Source organism: Amycolatopsis nigrescens CSC17Ta-90, assembly GCF_000384315.1.
GTDB classification, from domain to species: Bacteria; Actinomycetota; Actinomycetes; order Mycobacteriales; family Pseudonocardiaceae; genus Amycolatopsis; species Amycolatopsis nigrescens.
The window spans coordinates 1,398,602-1,414,207 of the sequence record NZ_ARVW01000001.1; the positions used below are offsets into that span (position 1 = coordinate 1,398,602).

General features: G+C 70.2%; 14 protein-coding genes. 9 read left to right on the forward strand and 5 right to left on the reverse strand.

Translation table 11 applies throughout. The features are described from left to right. Positions 1-64: 64 nt before the first annotated feature. Positions 65-583: a cupin domain-containing protein gene (locus AMYNI_RS0106410; RefSeq protein ID WP_020667161.1), complete on the reverse strand. Its 519-nt coding sequence runs from the start codon at positions 581-583 to the stop codon at positions 65-67. A gap of 118 nt (positions 584-701) precedes the next feature. Here AMYNI_RS0106410 and AMYNI_RS43770 point away from each other — a divergent pair, with 118 nt between their 5' ends. The 7 genes from AMYNI_RS43770 (at position 702) to AMYNI_RS0106445 (ending at position 8,424) form a co-directional block, all read left to right on the forward strand. Beyond that, entirely contained in the window at positions 702-1,580 is an 879-nt protein-coding gene (locus AMYNI_RS43770) for a LysR family transcriptional regulator (RefSeq protein WP_020667162.1), read from the forward strand. A 435-nt stretch (positions 1,581-2,015) separates the two neighbouring features. Then, entirely contained in the window at positions 2,016-2,810 is a 795-nt protein-coding gene (locus tag AMYNI_RS0106420; RefSeq protein ID WP_020667163.1) for a L,D-transpeptidase, read from the forward strand. 87 nt (positions 2,811-2,897) lie between these two features. Then, positions 2,898-3,674: a choice-of-anchor P family protein gene (locus AMYNI_RS0106425; protein WP_020667164.1), complete on the forward strand. Its 777-nt coding sequence runs from the start codon at positions 2,898-2,900 to the stop codon at positions 3,672-3,674. 181 nt (positions 3,675-3,855) lie between these two features. Further along, the gene (locus tag AMYNI_RS0106430) at positions 3,856-4,374 is read left to right on the forward strand and encodes a GNAT family N-acetyltransferase (RefSeq protein WP_020667165.1); all 519 of its coding nucleotides are present in this window, start codon (positions 3,856-3,858) and stop codon (positions 4,372-4,374) included. 74 nt (positions 4,375-4,448) lie between these two features. Then, positions 4,449-5,786, forward strand: a complete 1,338-nt coding sequence (locus AMYNI_RS0106435) for a hydantoinase/oxoprolinase N-terminal domain-containing protein (RefSeq protein WP_020667166.1) — start codon at positions 4,449-4,451, stop codon at positions 5,784-5,786. Beyond that, the gene (locus AMYNI_RS0106440; RefSeq protein ID WP_020667167.1) at positions 5,783-6,889 is read left to right on the forward strand and encodes a DUF917 domain-containing protein; all 1,107 of its coding nucleotides are present in this window, start codon (positions 5,783-5,785) and stop codon (positions 6,887-6,889) included. Before AMYNI_RS0106435 ends, AMYNI_RS0106440 begins: the two co-directional genes overlap by 4 nt. Beyond that, entirely contained in the window at positions 6,886-8,424 is a 1,539-nt protein-coding gene (locus AMYNI_RS0106445; RefSeq protein ID WP_020667168.1) for a PucR family transcriptional regulator, read from the forward strand. The genes AMYNI_RS0106440 and AMYNI_RS0106445 overlap by 4 nt, the downstream gene beginning before the upstream one ends. Before the next feature lie 595 nt (positions 8,425-9,019). On the opposite strand, the gene AMYNI_RS43775 is transcribed toward AMYNI_RS0106445, so the two are convergent. Both AMYNI_RS43775 and AMYNI_RS47715 read right to left on the reverse strand, forming a co-directional pair. Next, positions 9,020-9,262 carry a helix-turn-helix domain-containing protein gene (locus AMYNI_RS43775; RefSeq protein WP_020667169.1) on the reverse strand — a complete coding sequence of 81 codons (243 nt, stop codon included), beginning with the start codon at positions 9,260-9,262 and terminating at the stop codon, positions 9,020-9,022. Next, positions 9,259-9,591: a hypothetical protein gene (locus AMYNI_RS47715; RefSeq protein ID WP_020667170.1), complete on the reverse strand. Its 333-nt coding sequence runs from the start codon at positions 9,589-9,591 to the stop codon at positions 9,259-9,261. Before AMYNI_RS47715 ends, AMYNI_RS43775 begins: the two co-directional genes overlap by 4 nt. A gap of 226 nt (positions 9,592-9,817) precedes the next feature. Here AMYNI_RS47715 and AMYNI_RS0106460 point away from each other — a divergent pair, with 226 nt between their 5' ends. Next, the gene (locus AMYNI_RS0106460; RefSeq protein WP_020667171.1) at positions 9,818-10,993 is read left to right on the forward strand and encodes a helix-turn-helix domain-containing protein; all 1,176 of its coding nucleotides are present in this window, start codon (positions 9,818-9,820) and stop codon (positions 10,991-10,993) included. A 7-nt stretch (positions 10,994-11,000) separates the two neighbouring features. Further along, positions 11,001-11,768 (forward strand): NsdA family TPR-like regulatory protein, encoded by a 768-nt coding sequence (locus tag AMYNI_RS0106465; protein ID WP_157357266.1) that lies wholly within the window; start codon positions 11,001-11,003, stop codon positions 11,766-11,768. Positions 11,769-11,811: 43 nt separating this feature from the next. Here AMYNI_RS0106465 and AMYNI_RS0106470 read toward each other — a convergent pair whose 3' ends face one another. After that, a complete protein-coding gene (locus AMYNI_RS0106470; RefSeq protein WP_020667173.1) occupies positions 11,812-13,491 on the reverse strand; it encodes a hydantoinase B/oxoprolinase family protein in 1,680 nt (559 codons plus the stop codon). Further along, entirely contained in the window at positions 13,488-15,536 is a 2,049-nt protein-coding gene (locus tag AMYNI_RS0106475) for a hydantoinase/oxoprolinase family protein (RefSeq protein WP_020667174.1), read from the reverse strand. The genes AMYNI_RS0106470 and AMYNI_RS0106475 overlap by 4 nt, the downstream gene beginning before the upstream one ends. Between the last annotated feature and the right edge of the window lie 70 nt (positions 15,537-15,606).

A 15,606-nucleotide genomic window follows, 5' to 3' on the forward strand; every position in this document is an offset into this window, starting at 1 on the left:
GTGACCCGCGGACGGCGGGCGCACCTAGCGGCATGCATGACACTCAACAACTTGAACCACTGTATCAATTGTTTGCGGGGGATCCCACGGCGCGGGACTGGCGCCAGGTCGGCGAGTCGACATAGTGGTTGTCGAAGCGCTCCCCCGAGGCGCCGATCTCGGCCGGGTCGGCCTCTCCCCGGCGCACCCTGTCCAGCAGCCGGTAGTAGTCGAACCGGTCCATGCCGGGGGTGAACACGACCAGCAGGTCGGCGTCCGCACCGGGCGCCGGCGCGAAGGCATGCGGCAAACGCGGTGGTACAGCAAGGAAATCGCCTTCGGTCAGAGTGAGCACCCGCTCGCCGGTCAGCACCTGCAACGAGCCGCCGAGCACGAAGAAGAACTCGGTGGCGCGGGTGTGGAAATGCGGCGGCGCGCCGGCGGATCCGCGGTCCAGCTTGGCCCGGTTGACGGTCAGCGCGCCGCCCGTGCCGCCGGAGTCGGCCAGCAGGGTGATCAGGCTGCCGGGACCGTCGGCGAGCAGTTCGGCTTCGGCCGCCCGGACCAGCAGCGGCTGCCCGGCGGAACCAGTGGTGTGCGACATCGTTTTGCTCCTGTTCGACGAACTTCGACTACGTCAACGATCACCCGGGCCGAGGGCTCGAACAACGGCGAAGGATGCAACAATCGATAACCTGTCAGTTATCAATCCGGAGGTCGTCTTGGAGCAGCGGGAGATCGAGATCTTCCTGACCCTGGCCGAGGAGCTGCACTTCGGGCGGACCGCCGAGCGGCTCCGGGTGTCGCAGGCCAGGGTCAGCCAGACGATCAAGAAGGTGGAACGGCAGCTCGGCGCGGCCCTGTTCGAGCGGACCAGCCGCCGGGTCGGCCTGACCCCGATCGGCCGGCAGCTGGACGACGACCTTCGCCCGGCCTACCGGCAGATCCTGGCCGGGATCGAGAAGGCGGTCGCGGCGGGCCGCGGGATAGCCGGCGTACTGCGGGTCGCCTTCGAGGCCCCAGCGGTGTCCGAAGAGATCCCCGCCGTGCTCAGCACCTTCCGCAAGCGCCATCCCGACTGCGAGGTGCGGATCCGCGAGGCCGGCTTCACCGACCCGTTCGAAACGCTCCGCGACGGCGAAGCCGACCTGCTGGTCACCCTGCTGCCGATCGCCGATCCCGAGCTCAGCGTTGGCCCGGTGGTCTACACCGAACCGCTGGTACTCGCCGTCTCGGCGCGCCATCCCCTGGCCCGGCGGGCGGCGGTGTCCCTTGAGGACCTGGCCGGGCACACCGTCTTCCACGCCGCATGGCCGGCGGGTGCGCGGCACGAGGACTGGACAACGCCCGCCGGAAAAACGATTCCGCGCGGTCCCGAAGTGACAACAATTCAGGAACTCTTCGCCGCGGTCGCGACGGGTGCGGGAATTTCACCCCTGGCCGCACATGCCACCAAGTATTTCGCCCGACCGACCATGACATTTGTCCCATTCGAGGACGCGCCGCCGGTCAAATGGGGACTGGTCTGGCGAACGGCGGCGGAAACCAGCAGAGTGCGCGCCTTCGTACAGGCCGCCCGCGACGCCGTGCACACCGGCTAGCCGGAACAGCCGGCAGGGGCTGGCGCCGCCGACCCGCCGGTGGTACCACTGAGAGTGGACTTTTCACCGACTGCACTCCCCCATCGGTGAGGAACGTTCCGCGCATCCGTGGCAGAACAACTGCACTTCGTGCTACCCGCAGTCATCCGATCGGGTTAACTTGCCCTTATGGGCGAACAGGGACGATGACGTGTTTGCGCAGCTACCGAGCGCAGCCACCCCGGCGGGTCGATCTTGCCGCACCCCGGCCGGCACTGTTACCAAGTGCGCTGTCGCTTAAAGCCAAAACGAGTGGAAACAGGATCGACGGGCGATGCCGCCTTTTGTCACCGGGGTGACAAAAAGATTCCTGATTCAGTGAACTTTTCACACTCGCGGCCGGACAAAAAGCGACGCCCCCGTTTCCAGCCCCCTTACCGCTTTGGACAGTGACCAATGGAGAAAACCGACGGCCGGCGCCTCGCGACCGGGCGGAAGAGACTGTTCGCCCTGGCCGGCGTCGCCGCGCTGGCGCTGCTGACGGCCGCGTGCGGCGCCGAAGCCGCACCCCAGCCGGCCCCGGTCGGCCAGGAGGGTCTGACCGAACTGCCGGACGCCACGACCTACGGCGACATCCCCGACGCCGGGCGGGATCCGGCCACGCCGCCGACCGGTGACGTGCTGCACCCGAAGAACGACCTGGTCGTCTACCAGGAGGTGGGCGGCAAGCCGGTGGCGAAGCTGCCCGCACAGCAGCTCGGCTCGCCGACCTGGGTGCCGGTGGTGGCCGAAAAGGACGGCTGGGCCCAGGTCCTGCTGCCGTCGCGGCCCAACGCGTCGGCGGGCTGGGTGCACACCGACGGTGCGACGGTGGAACGCGCGAAGAACGAGTACGTGGTCAACGTCGACCTCAACGCGTTCCAGCTGGAGATCCAGCACAACGCCAAGCCCGCCGGGAAATGGACCATCGGCATCGGCAAGCCCGCCTACCCGACCCCGCGGACCCGCGCCTACATCATGGCCTCGATCGAGGAGACCGTGAACAAGTACAGCCCCATCGTGCTGCCGCTGAGCGTGCATTCGGACTCGCACGAAACCTTCGGCGGCGGGCCGGGCACGGTCGGCATCCACACCTGGCCGGACGAGAGCTTCGTGGGCAAGGCGGACAGCGACGGCTGCATCCGGGTGACCAAGGACGCGCTGGACCGGCTGGTCGACCTGCCGCTGGGCACGATCGTCAACATCACGTGATTCCGTGGCGGGCCCGGTGTTTCCGGCCGTGCCGTCGCCGCGGTTACCGAAAGAAATCCCCTCCCCATTCCGAAAGGTTGTTGTTCGTTGTCCCCTAACAGAGTCACTGTCTGCGGTGTCGGCGCGGTCTCCGCACTGCTGGCGACCGGGCTGCTGCTGCCCCCGGCGGCCGGCGCGACCGAGCACCGCAACTCCGCGTACGCCGTGGCGGCGTCCGGACTCGTCAAGATCGACCCGCTGCCCAGCGTGAACGACGCGAAGGGCTTCGAGCAGAAGACCATCGCCGAGTTCGCCACCCCGGAAAAGCTGGTGCAGCTGAAGAAGCTGAACGCGCAGGCCGGCAAGGGCAAGGCCAAGGCGAGCATCGCCGACCTCGAGGTGGACCTCGGTCTGCTCAAGGGCGCCGACGACAAGCCGCTGCTCTCGGCCACCGCGATCGAGGCGGTGTGCGAGGACGGCAAGGGTTCCGCCACGCTGGCCAAGGCGCGGTTCGGCGAGATCAAGCTGGACGTGGCGGCCGCACCGAACACCGGGGTCAAGGTGCCCGGTATCGCGTCGGTGCTGCTGAACAAGCAGACCAAGAACAAGGACGGCTCCCTCACCGTCACCGCGATCTCGGTCAGCTTGGACGGCATCCAGACCCTCGACCTGGCGTCGGCCACCTGCGCCGCCGGTGAAGGCGACGGCGGTCCGTCGGAGACCAAGCCGCCGACGTCGTCGAGCAGCAAGCCCGCGCCCAGCAGCTCGAAGGGCGGCGACGACGGTGACGGGCCGTCCAAGCGCCCGCCGGGTGACCGTCCCGACGCCGACGGCAAGGCCCCGCGGCCGACCCCGGTCAAGGCGCACCTCGACGTCACCGGCTGAGTGACGGCCGGGCCGCTCGCCCGGCCCGGTCAGGGTGGCCTCCAGCGCCGAGCAGGGCTGGAGGCCACCCTCCTCACGTTGCGAGAGAGCGTCTGAATACCGCTGTGAACTGCGAGACCCGCACCGTGGAACTCGCCGCGATCGCGGTGCGAGTTCTCGGACAAGCTGAGAGCCTGGCGAAATGGATCATCAATACCCGCGCCAGGCCCGCACCTCCGACCACCCGCGCCTGGTCGCGTGCGTGCAGAGCTGGTGGGGCGACTCGCGGACGCCGCAGGAGGCGCGTGAGCTCTCCCTGCTGCTGCCGAAGCTGTTCCTCCAGCATTTCGCCGGTACCAGCCTGGTTCTCGAACAGGGCACGGAGATCGACGGGTTCCTGGTCGGCTTCCATTCCGCGGACCGCCGGGACGAGGCGTACATCCACTTCGTCGGCGTGAACCCGGCCCTGCGCAACCAAGGCGTCGCCCGGCGCCTGTACAGCACCTTCTTCGAGCAGGCGGCCGCCGCCGGCCGCACCCGCGTGCGGGCCATCACCGCACCCGCCAACACCGGCTCGATCGCCTTTCACCGCGCCATGGGCTTCGCCATCGAACCCGGCACGGACGTCGTGGACGTCACGGACGTCACAGCCGGGGTCGGAGTGCACCGGGACTACGACGGTCCCGGCCAGGACCGGGTCGCCTTCGTCCGCGAACTCTGAGCCGGGGCCGGATTCCCGTTGCCGCTAGAGTTCGGGTGTTCTCCCTGGCCCGCGATGGGAAGGAGCCAGCCACGATGGCGTATCGCTGGCCGACCGGTGGTCGCATCGGGGTCTGTCTGCGGCCGGGGTCCGCGACGGCCGCGCTGGTGGTGGACGGCCGCTCGGTCAGCCAGTCGGCCATCCCGTTCGACGGCCACGACGAGCGCGCGCTGACCACCCTGCTGCGCGAGACGAGCGCCAGGGCGAAGGGGCCGGTCGAATCGGTGGCCTGGGATCTTTCCGAACTGCTGGTGCCGACCGCGGACATCGGGCGGGTGGCGGCGCTGCGGGTGGTGCCGCGCGAGCCGGTGTCCGCCGGGCTCGCCGATCACCCGGCGCCGCTGATGCGCGCGCTGGTCGGCCACCGCACCACGGTCCGCGGCGGGCACGACATGTTCGGCCTCGAACTCGCCCCGCTCGATCTCGACGGCGCGGTGCGCGCGGCCCGCGCGGCCGCGGACGCCGGGTTCACCGCGCTGGCCATCACCGCGGCCGGCGCGGTCGGCTGCGCCGAGCACGAAAGCGCGGTCGCGGAAAGCGTGCTCGACGCGGTTCCCGGGCTGCGGCTGAGCCTGTCGCACGAAATCGGCGGTCTCGGGGTGTCCGCGCGGGAAGCGGCGACCGTGCTCACCGCGGCGCTCGGACCGCTGGCCACCGAACTGGTCGGGCGCTGCGAACGCAGCACCGCGGCCGGGGTCCGCCGCGGCGCGTCCTGGTACGTCGCGGCCGACGGCGGCCGGGTCTCCGCGGAGCGGCTCCGCACTTTCCCCGTGCACGGCCTGCGGGCCGGCACCGCGGCCGGCATGCTCGGCGCGGCGATGTTGTCCAGTGTCAGCACCGCCACCGTGGTGCTGGCCGGTGCGGACGGCTACACCTCCGGCCAGGTCCGCGACGGGTTGCCGCACGCGGCCTCGGACGTGATGACCCTCGACGGCATGCGGCTGGCCACCCCGCAGGCCGTGCTCTCCTCGGTGTCGCCGCCGCTGGCGCCGACCAGCCCGGCGCCCGCCATCCCGGACACCGTCGTCGCGGCCCGCGACGAGACCGGGACCGAGGGCGCGCGCCATTTCGCCGACCGGCTCGGCAACGCGGGCACCCTGGTCGACCCGGCCGCGGACGTGGTCGCGATCGGCTGCACCGCGACCGAGCCGAGTGCCTGGCTGGACCTGGTCGTCTCCGCGGATACCCCGCAGGAGCTGCGGCGGGTGCGCGGCCAGGTCGAGGACCGCGCGTGCACGGTGGTCGCCTCCGGTGGCGCCAGGCCGGGCACCGAGCGGGTGGTCAGCTCGTCCGCCGTGCCGTTGTCCTTCCTGCGCAGCGGTTCCTACCGGGTCGTCGTCCGCGCGACCGGCAGGCTGGGTGGTGCCCTATGACCGGCACGGTGCACTCCCCGGTGTCCCAGATCGGGCCGGCGGACGTGGACGCGCTGGTGATGGGCGCGGACTTCTTCGGCACGTCGATCGCCGGCTCCGGGATGGACGACTTCCGGGCGTGGGCCTTCGAGGTGCTCGAACGCTGCGGCCCGGTACCGGTGGTGCCCGCGGACCGGTTGCCGCCGGACACGCTGTGCGCCGCGGTCGGCATCGCCGGCTCGGTGACCGCGATGATCGAGCTGCCGCCCAGCGGCGACGAGCCGATGACCGTGGTGAAGACGCTGGAGAAGCACATGGGCCGCCCGGTCGGCGCGGTGATGCCGATGAACGCCGCCACGATCAACGGCATCTTCCCGGTGATCGCGGCGGCCGAGCTGGGCATCCCGGTGGTCGACTGCGACGGGATGGGCCGGATCTTCCCGCTGATCACCCAGACCAGCTACGTGCTGGCCGGGCTGCCGCTGACCCCGCTGGCCGCGACCAGCGCGGTGCACGACGTGGTGTCCATGGACGCGACCGCGGAGCGCGCCGAGCGGCTGGTCCGCGCGATGCTGCACTCGGCGGGCGGCTGGATGCTGCTCGGGCTGTACCCCACCGAGGCCGCGAACCTGGTCACCGGCGGCATCGCCGGCTCGGTGAGCCGGGTGGTGCAGGTCGGCCGGCTGCTGAACGAGGCGACCAGCCATGACGCGATCGTGCACGGCCTCCGCGACGCGATCGGCGCTTCGCTGCTCGGCAGCGGCCGGGTGGTCGAGCTGGGCCCGTCCGGCCGCCGCGGGCCGGTGATCCAGCCGGCGAACCCGACCACCGTGGTGGTGCGCGAAGACAGCCCGCGAGACCGGGTGATCAGGCTGGAGGCGCAGAACGAGCTGCTGCTCGCGGTGATCGACGGGGTGCTCACCACCGCCGTGCCGGACCTGCTGTGCCTGCTGGACCGGAACAGCCTGCGCATGAAGGGCCTGGAGCGGATCGTGCTCGGCGACGAGCTGGACGTGCTGGTGGTGCCGGCCGCGCCGGTCTGGCACAGCGCGGCCGGTCTCGCGCTGGGCGGGCCAAAGGCGTTCGGCCTGCCGGTCGGCCATCCGAAGGAGGGAAGCCGGTGAACCGCACACCGTCACCGCAGGCGCTGACCGTGGACGCGCTGGTCCACTATGGACCGCTCGCGGACACCAGGGCGCTCATCGACGAGCACTTCGACCAGCCGGTGCCGCATGTCGCGCTGGTGTCCGATCTCGACCAGATCCGGTCCTGCACCCCGCATACCGCGGTGGTGCTGCACCAGTCGCTGGCGCAGGGCGTGTGGGCGGTGGAGTCCGCGATGCGGCTGGCCTGGGAGCGCGCCGCGGCCTGCGTGATCACCCCGGCGCTGCCGGGCATCGGCGAGTCCACCGCGCAGCTGGCGCTGCGGTTGCGCACCCCGGTGTTCGTGGTGACCGACGACTCCGCGCAGTGCGCGCTGGACCTGGCCGCGGCGATCACCAACCCGGACGCGGTGCGCGCCAAGCTGGTCGCGCGCTGCGCGGTGCTGTTCGGCGAGCGCACCAGCGCGCGGGCGATCCTCGGGGTGATCAACTCCGAGGTGCCGGGGGTGACCGCGGCGCTGGTATGCCCCAGCGGGCACGTGCTGGCGGGCCGGGCCACCGCGGCCAACCCGCCGGCGGACCGGGAGCGCGTGCAGGTGGAGGTGCCCGGCCCGGACGGCAGGTCGTGGGCCTCGCTGGTCGCCGACATCGCCGGCGGCAGCGGCCCGCTGCTCGAAACCACCGAGACGATCCTGCGGCTGGCCAGGGTGCCGCTCGCCGCGACGGTGGCCCGCGAGCGCCTGGACCTGGTGCACGACAGCGCCCGCGCCACTGCGGCCCTGGACGCCCTGCTGGCCCCGAGCATCGCGGCGACGCCGGGGCTCGGCGCGGCCGAGCAGCAGGCCGCGGGCAACGGCCAGGACGGTCCCGCCATCGACATGGGCTGGCGCGTGCACGGGCGTCATGTGGCGTTGTTCCTGCGCACCACCGCGGAGACCGCGCTGGATGTGGAAAGCGCGTCGCCGGGGGTGATTTCGGCCTGGCAGCAGGAATTCGGGGACCGGCCGCTGGTGCCGAGGGCGACCGGCTGGGCGAGCTGGTGGCCCGCCGAGGAGGCCACCGCGGAGGATGTCGCCACCGAGCTGCGGCACGGCCTGAACCGGATGCGCTCGCCGGTCGGCCTGGTGGCCGGGATCGGCGAGCCCGCCGATCGGGTGCCAGGGCTGCGCGAGTCGCTGGCGCAGGCCGAGCTGGCCTCCGCCGCCGCGCAGGCGAAGGCGGCCGGGCACATCGAGCTGTTCGCCGAACTCGGCGAGCGGCTGGTGCTGGCCTGCCTGCCGGTGGTCGAGCTGGCCCGCTCGGCCGGGGTCGCGCTGGCCGGGCTGCTCGCCGCGCCGGACCACCGCACCCTGGTCGCCACCCTCGCCGCGGTGCTGGACCACGGCGGCTCCACCGGCCAGGCCGCCGCCCAGCTCGGGGTGCACCGCAACACCGTGCTCGGCAGGCTGGAACGCATCCGCGCGCACGGCGTCGACCTCGACCGCGCAGACCGCCGCCTCGCCCTCCACCTCGCGTCCTACGCCCTCAACACCTCCGCCCCCCTCCCCCCGGACTAACCCGCGAGTCCCACGTTCAGCCCCCGCGAGTCCCACGTTCAAGCCCCGCGAGTCCCACGCTCAGCCCCGGCGAGTCCCACCGTGTTCGCCGCCACCGGTCACCGTGTTGGCCGCCGGTGGTCTCGTTTTGTAAGGCGCCTTGCGCCGGTCCCGGCTCACTCCCGCACGGGGTGCGTGTCGGTGGCGCGCGCGACCCGCGCCGCTTGCCCTCGGGCGCGGTCGTATCTCCCCCTCAACGAGGGCCGCAGTACGGCAAGTTCGGCCCAGACGCGAACCGACTGACTGGCCAGTTCCGCGGCCTCGGCGGCGGGTGAGAGCCCTTCGCAGCCGGGAACCACGGCGGAGCGGAAGAACTTGTGCTCGCCACCCGCGCGGCGTCGCCACGTGCGGGGTCGGCGAGGTGGGCTCCGGCTACCGCCTTGCGGGCATATCGTATGGCGAAAGACGGGCTGAGCGAGACGCTGATCGTGGGCATGCTCTCCTCGCCCAGATGTTCCGGACGTTCCGGTCGGGTGCCGCTGAAGGCACGTCGCAGGGTAGGCCCGCAGAACCGGGCCCCCTCCCGAGTGTCGGCGGACGACTCCACTCACCTTCGCTAGCTCGCCACGGTGATGACCATGGCCACCCGGAGGCCCATGGTCTGGGCGTAGGCCTGGACCTGGGACACCCGGACTTCCACGGACACGTTCTGTTCCATCCGGCACACCGTCGCCGGGTGCACGCCCATCCGGCCGGCCACCTCCTTCTGGCTGAGGCCGCGCTGCCGTCGAAGGCGGACCAGCTCGGCCATCAGCGACACGTACTCCGGACCGTTGAGTTCAGCGAGTGCGCGGATCACGCGCTCACCCGGAACAGGTCCGTCAACGGCGGCCGCGGACCCAGAACCTCCGGCAGGTCCTCGGATTCGCCCGGGTCGTCAGGACCGGGCGACAATTGCAGGCAGGGAAAACAAGGCTGCCCCGAAATCTCACCCAGCAACTCCGCTTCTCCCGGCACGAACCGCTGCCCGCACAAAGCGACGAATACCCCCGCGTGCGCCTTCTCCAGCAGGTACGCCAGATGAACGGTCCGCCGGGACTCACCAACGACCCCCAGCCGGAAACGCACATAAACCAACACCGCACTCACCATCGCCCCCTGATCAATTCTTTCCCCGACGAAAGCCACTTCAGTCGCTCCACCACAACGGTGCGCACGAGAAGCGGCAAGTGAAGATCAAAAACAGGCACTCACTTACAGTCGCCGATACCGGACACGTAAGGTGACAACGGAGTGACAAGCCACCGGCTACGCGTTGACGCGCTATGCCACTCGAACTTGGCTCCGTACAATGTCAAGTGTTGTCACCCATACCGGGAGGTGCGTCCTGAACGGGAACGGGATGGATGGCGGAGTGGCGGCCAGGGTGGCCGAAGCGCGCAAGCTGGCCGGACTGACGCAGCAGCAGCTCGCCATGCGTGCGCACGTGTCGCTGTCACTGGTGCGGAAGGTCGAACAGGGCACTGTCCCCGCGTCGCCGACGTTCATCGCATCGATCGCCCAGGCCCTCCGCCTGCTGGTCACAGATCTCACCCAGCAGCCGCATTTCACGTCGGCCACCAGCCGCTACGGCACGGAACAGGAATTGGTACCCGACCTGGAGCGCGCGATCATCGAGTTCGAGGACCCCTCGATCGACAGGCCGCTGATCAGCGTGGACCAGGCAGCCAAACGGCTTGACTCCGTGATAAGAGCCGGACGCCTGAGCCGATACACCGAAATTCTGGCAATCCTGCCCGGACTGCTCCGGAACCTGCACGGCCTTGCGCGCACAGTTGTCGAGCAATCCGAACGAGAGCGGATACACCGGCTTCTCACGCAGTCCTATCAGTCGGCCATGTTCACCGCGTACAAGCTCGGATACCTATCCTTGAGCGCATGGGCCGCCGAACGAATGTGCTGGGCCAGTGCACACTCCGGCGACCCGTTATGGGCGTCGATGGGACAGTACTGCCGGGCACAGACTTTGATGTTCAGCGGTAGCTACCAGGCCAGCGGCGCGGTACTGAGCCGGGCGGCGGCCGAAGTGGAAGACTCAAGCGACCCAAGGTCGTTCGAGGTGCGCGGGGCCATTCATCTGTCGAGCGCCATCATCGCGGCACGGCTCAGCAGGCCGGAGGAATCGGATCTGCATTTGACGGAAGCTCGGGATCTTACCCGGCACGTGCTACCAGGGGACCATTTCGACACCTCGTTTTCCCTGGCCAACGTGGATATCCACAATGTCTCGGCCGCGGTCGAGATGTCGGATGGCACAACGGCGCTCAAACGCGGGGCGGACCTGCAGTTGCAGGACAAACTCTATTCGTCCAGGCTGGGGCATTATCATATCGACCTGGCGCGTGCGTGGTTCCTGCACGGTGATCACGAACGCTCCGTCAAGGAGTTGCAGACGGCCCGGCAGCTCTCCCCACAGCAAACCAGGTATCACCCGCAAGTTCACGAGACCATCCGAGCACTGGCCCGCGCCCGCCGGCGCACCGACCCCGTGGCGCGACTAGCCGCGTGGGCGGGCCTACGCGACTCCTAACCTCCCAGTGACCACTCCACACGACGCCGAACGCACCTCGCGGGTTGCCTCGGGTCAGGTGGCGACCGACCGTGCGAGTATCGACAGCGTGGCTCGTGTCCTGGCCGGGTTGCGGGTCCTGGAGGACACGACCGGAGCCGCGGAAGTGCTTCCCAGCGTGCTGGCGCAGCGTGCGCTCATGACCCGATTGGCGCACAGTGCGCGAGACGGTGTCCGACCGGTGGCGGCGGGGCTGCTGTCCGAACTGGAACAGTACTTGGGCTGGTTGAGCATTCCGCTGGAACGCTGGGAGGACTCCCGGCGACACCTCGATCGCGCCTGCGTGCTGGCGCTCGAAGCCAATGACCCGATTCGCCTGTCGCACGCCTTGTCGTTCCAGTCTTTTCGCAACCTTCGTCGAGGCAAGCTGGAAACCGCCGAAGCGCTCAATGACGCCGCCCTGCGCAACGATCGCATTCACCCCGGTTTGCGCACCTATCTTCGATTCCAGCGCGCCGAAGTACTGGCACGCGGTGGCTCGAAACAGGGATCGTTGACGGCCTTGGGCCTCGCCGAACGCTCAGTGGACGCACTCGCGGACGACGATGACCGCCCGGCGAGTTGCTATTACTACACGCCGGGGTTTTTCGCGGGGCAGGGCGCTTTCACGCTACTGGCGCTGGGTGACCGGGTCGGCGCACGCAAATTGGCTAACGAAGCGCTGAGCGTGCTCCCAGCCTCGTGGCGGGACTCGGAGTGGTCCGGCAGATGGCGCAAGATCGCCGCACTCGACTAGCGGGGTCGTGAGTGGAAAGTGTTGGGAGGGCAGCACTTTCCACTCACGAGTTCGGGTGGCCGTAAACGGCGGCGGCGGTGGCGGGGGTGATCTGGCGGTCCGCCAGGTCGGCGTGGACGGCGGACGGGTCACGATCCGACGGGTCGCCGAAGCCGCCTCCGCCGCCGGTGGCGCAGCGGATCACGTCGCCCTCGCGCAGCCGCATGCCGTTGCACTTCAGGAGTTTGCGCTCGTCCGGGCGGCCGGGGTTGATCACCACTTCCGGCGGGGTGGCGTCGCGGCCGCCGAACAGGCCCCAGGCCGGGGTCACCGAGCGCTCGAACCACAGCGACACCGTGCAGTCCTGCCGCACCTCGTATTCGCGCACCACACCGTTGCCGCCGCGCCACTTCCCGGCGCCACCGGAGTCCGTCCGGATGCGGTACTCGGTGACCCGGAACGGATACCGGGTCTCGAACACCTCGATCGGGATGTCCTTCAGCGAACCGTTCACGTTGTTGATCAACGCGGTCTCGCCGTCGGACCCCTCCCAGCCGCCCCAGCCGCCGAGGGTGGCCTCCAGGCTGACGTAGTCCCGCCCGGTCCGCGAGTCCGCACCGGCCAGCAGCACGATCATCGAGTCGCCGTGGCTGGCCCCGGCCACCTTGTCCGGCAGCGCCGGTGCCAGTGCCTTGGCCACCAGGTCGATCAGCAGCCCGAGGTGCGAGAAGTACCACTGGCAGGCGGCCGGCGCCACGGCGCCGAACACCGAGCCCTGCCGGACCTGCACGGTCATCGGCCGGAACGAGCCGCCGTTCCCCGGCACCTCCGGGCTGACCAGCAGCTTGTACCCCACCCGGCAGGCCGAAACCGCTTGCGCCGCACCGCAGTTGATCGGCCCGGTGGTCTGGTCCGCGGACTCCCGCACGTCGAAGTCGATGTTCTCCCCGTCGACCGTGATGGCCAGCCTGATCGGGATCGGCACGTCCAGGTCGACGCCGTCGTTGTCCAGCACGCCCTCGGCGGTGTAGCGGCCGTCCGGGATACCCCGGATCACCGCGCGCTCCAGCCGTTCGGTCTGCGCGAAGATCTCGTCCCGCGCCGCGTGCAGGGTGTCCAGGCCCCACCGCTCGATGATCTCCTGGAGCCGCTTCTCACCCATCCTGATGGTAGCGATCATCGCGTTCATGTCGCCGGTGGTCGGATACGGGAACCGGACGTTGGTGGCGATCGTGCTCATCACCCCCGGCACGTCGCGGCCGCCCTCCACCAGCTTCTGCGCGCCGAGCCGCAGGCCCTCCTGGAAGATGTTCACCGAGTCCATCGAGCCGCCGGGATCCTTGGACCCGACGTCGATCCAGTGCGCGCGGGTCGCGGTGAACCCGACCAGCCGCCCGGCCACGAACACCGGCCCGAAGATGGTCACGTCGTTGAGGTGCGTGCCGCCGAGGTAGCTGTCGTTGAGGATCCACACGTCGCCGGGCTGCCACACGTCGCGGCCGAACTGCTCCTCGGTGGCCAGGGTGCAGGTCTCCAGGTTGCCGAGGAAGATCGGCAGCCCGGCGGACTGCCCGAGCACCTGGTGCTGGTCGTCGAGCAGGGCCACCACGCAGTCGCCGCATTCGTAGATGATCGGCGTGTACGAGGAGCGGATCAGGGTCGCGTTCATGTCGTCGGCCGCGGAGGTCAGCGCGTTGCGGATGATCTCCACCACGACCGGGTCCACTGTGGACGAACTGGTCACGAGCCGTCCTCCTGCCTGCTGATCACCAGCGAGCCGATCTCGTCCACCGACACCCGGTGCCCCGGCGGCACCACGGTGGTGGCGGTGCCCTCCAGCACGATCGCCGGGCCCTCGAAGGAATGCCGGCCGGCCAGCTCGTCCCGGCGCACCAGCGGAGTCTGGTACTGCTCCCCGCCGAAGATCACCGCGCGGGGCTGGTACTCGAACTCCGGACTGGCCGCCTCGGCCACCCGTTCGGCCTCGACCCGTTCCAGCGCACCGAAAGCGGTGGTACGCAGGGTGACGAACTCGATCGGCGCGCCGAGGTTCGCGTGCCCGTACCTGGCCTGGTGCAGCTCGGCGAACCGGGCGGCGATGACCTCCACGAAGTCCTCGCGGCTGGCTTCGTCGGCATCGGTCACCGGCACGGTCAGCGTGTACTCCTGTGCCTCGTAACGGATGTCGACGCCGTGCTCGACCCGGCGGCCCTCCAGCGGCACACCTTCGCTGTCCAGCGAGCGCAGGCCGGTCGCGGCCATCCCGGCGATCTTGTCCCCGAGGTCGGCGCGGTCCAGGTCGGCGTCCAGGAAGTAGTACGGCTCGGCGAAGTCCTTGCGGATCTCGCTCTGCAGCATGCCCCACGCGGAGAACGCGCCGGGGAACCGCGGCACCACCACCTCGCCGATGCCCAGCTCACCGGCCAGGAAGGCGGCGTGCATCGGCCCGGCGCCGCCGAAGGCGACCAGGGTGAACTCGCGCGGTTCGATCCCCCTGGACACGGTGATGGTGCGAATCGCCTGTGCCATCTTGGCGTTGGCCACGTCGCAGATGCCCTCGGCCATCGCCACGGTGTCCAGTTCGAGCTTCCCGCCCAGCCCGGCGATGGCGTTCTTCGCGGCCTCCGCGGACAGGTCGAGCGCTCCGCCGGCGAACCAGTCCGGGTCGATCCGGCCGAGCACCAGGTTCGCGTCGGTGACCGTGGGCTCGGTACCGCCCCGCTGGTAGCACGCCGGGCCGGGATCGGCACCGGCCGACCGCGGGCCGACCCGCAGCCCGCCCGCCTCCAGCCAGGCGACCGAACCGCCACCGGCGCCGACGGTGTGGATGTTGACCACGCTCATCAGCATCGGCAGGCCCTCGAGCTGGGCCTCCGGGGAGACGTCGGGCTGGCCGTCGATCACCAGCGACACGTCGAAGGAGGTGCCGCCCATGTCGATGCAGATCAGGTTGGGCCGCCCGATCGCGGCGGCCAGCGCGACCCCGCCCATGGTGCCGCCGACCGGGCCCGAGAGCAGGGTCTGCAACGGCCGCCGCCGCGCCGACGCCGCGGTGAGCACGCCGCCGGAGGACTGCATGACGTGCAGCGGCACGGCGAGCCCGCGCTCGGTGAGGCTGTCTTCGAGCCGGGTGAGGTAGCGACGCACCACCGGGCCGGCGTATGCCTCCACCACGGCCGAGGAGGTGCGTTCGTACTCGCGCCACTCCTTGGCCGCCTCGTGCGAGAGCGAGATGGTCACGTCTTCGCCCAGCTCCTCGGCCAGTATCTCGCGTGCCCGCAGCTCGTGCGCCGGTGCGGCGTAGCTGAACAGGAACGCGACCGCGATCGCGCCGAACTCGCCGTCGACGTAGCGGCGGGCGGCCGCGCGCACGGCGTCCTCGTCCAGCGGCTCGATCTCGCGGCCGGCCGGGTCGAACCGGCCACCGATCTCCAGCACGTCCCGCCTCGGCACCAGCGGCTCCGGCTTGCGGTACTGGAGGTCGTACAACCGGGTCCGCGGACCGCGGGCGATGTGATACGTATCACCCGCGCCTTTCGATGCGAGCAGCAGCACCTTCACGCCACGACGTTCGAGGAAGGCGTTCAGCCCCTGGGTCGTGCCGTGCACGGTGAACGAGATGTCGCCTGGTGAAGCGACCAGCGCGGCCAGCGCGGTGTGCACGCCTTCGGTGAGGTCATCCGGCGTGGTGGACGCCTTGCCGGCCTGGAACCGGCCGGTCTCCTGGTCGTAGGCGACCACGTCGGTGAAGGTGCCGCCGATGTCCATGGACACCCGGAACCGGCTCATCACGAGCTCCTTCCTGAACGCGGCTGTCCACACGCTAAGAACGGACCGCCGGCCGAGACTGTGCACGGCG